The 1,694-nt window shown below is 28.1% G+C and carries 1 protein-coding gene and 1 pseudogene; one reads left to right on the plus strand and one right to left on the minus strand.

What is annotated here, in order from left to right; genetic code table 11:
- Window positions 1–377 precede the first annotated feature (377 nt).
- On the plus strand, window positions 378–1,451 hold the full coding sequence (locus KI356_RS18000; RefSeq protein ID WP_128280101.1) for a helix-turn-helix domain-containing protein: 1,074 nt from the start codon (window positions 378–380) through the stop codon (window positions 1,449–1,451).
- Between the two features lie 66 nt (window positions 1,452–1,517).
- Here the strand turns inward: KI356_RS18000 and KI356_RS18005 are convergent.
- Window positions 1,518–1,694: pseudogene (locus KI356_RS18005) on the minus strand (M3 family oligoendopeptidase); the annotation flags it as partial.

Raw genomic sequence — 1,694 nt, forward strand, 5'->3', positions numbered from 1 at the left:
GTTCATTAACTAATGTGTATAGTTCTTTTTCTAGCTCCTTCATTTTTAACTTCCTCTCCGAATTTAAATTTTCCAACCAGAAAACTAAAAGTCCCTTAACTTACAAAATTCTTGTTTTATTTTGTGAAATCCTTTAAAAAGATATATCCCGTAATTTACGTGTTAATAATTAGTGGGGCATGAACAGCCCACAATGATTAAAGTTAAATTGAAAAGTTAATAGAATATATGACAAAATAAGATAGCTGAAAAAATATGAAATTAATAATTACATATAATATTTAAAGATTTTAGAGAAGGGTTCATGTTATAAATCACAAAAAATATCAAAAGAAAGAAACGGATACCTTTTATAATGTTTAGTAGGAGTGAAGTAAATGAATGAACATATACAGCGAATGATTGATTGGATTGAGGCCCATTTAAAAAAGGAATTTTCATTAGATGAATTATCTCGTTATATGGGGTATTCTCCTTACTATTGTTCTTTTAAGTTTCATCAAGTAACAGGTATAAGTATTAGGCGTTATATTCTTCTTAGAAGATTGTATTTATCTACTGAGGATTTAAAGAAAGATAGAAAAATAATTGATGTTGCTTTTGACTACGAATATTCTTCGCAAGAAGCATATAGCCGAGCTTTCAAGAATGTTTTTGGAATTAATCCAAGAGAATTTCAACTAAACAAAATGCCTATTCAATCATTTGTTAAACACAATATAAATAATGAAGGAGAGTTTAAAATGAATATTTCTAGAAAAATAGAGGTTGAGCAGTTACGAAATGCGAGAAGTGAGCTGTTCGATAAAGATGTACTTAACATATTAAATGGTCAATTTATGTATGAAGAATTTAAAAATGAAAAATTAATGGGGGAGTCTGATTACGCTCCATTTAATGAAGCGATGTGTGTAAATGCAGCTACTGAACAAGTTTTTAATGAAGAGTTTATTAAAACAAGGGCAGAGGGACATAACAATTCAACAGAAAATTATATAAAAAAGGTCATTCATCCGTTAAAAGGTCTTTTTAAGAGTGAGTATAAATGTATCGTTTTATGGTTTGGTGAAGATATGTTTTGCCAAATGAATCTACTTACAGTACTTTCTTACCTTGAACAGTCTGGTTATAAGGGAAAAGTATACTTAAATAGCTTCAGAGAGGATGAATTTAAAGTAAGTCAAATTGAACTTGAATTAGGCAACTATTTTTCTATTTACAATGAAGTTCTAGTAAATCATAAAAAGCCATCTCATGAGGTACTACCTGTAATGTATCAGGCGATAGATTTATATTTAGAGATGCTAAAAGAAAATAATGTAGTAGTAAAGTATATCTCCAAAAATAAAGATTTACCAACACAAGAATTATTAAAAAGGTTATTTAATTTTTTTCCAACAATAGGATATGGAGACCTACAATATATCGAGCTTATTAATAAAGTGAGATAAAGATTCAATTTGATTTGAACAAATATAAATAAAAAATGCACCTATAAGGACAGATGCATTTTTTATTTATATTTGTTCAAGTAATTTCAATTCCTCTTCTACAAATGCCATTAATTCTTTTATTGTTTCATTAGAAAAATCAAAACGAATTCCAGCTGCTTCATATACTTCTGTTAAGGATTTAGAGCTTCCTAATGATAAAGCTTCTTTATAATTTTGTAGTGCCTGTTTAGGATTCTCTTT

The organism is Bacillus hominis (genome assembly GCF_018332515.1).
GTDB lineage: Bacteria > Bacillota > Bacilli > Bacillales > Bacillaceae_G > Bacillus_A > Bacillus_A hominis.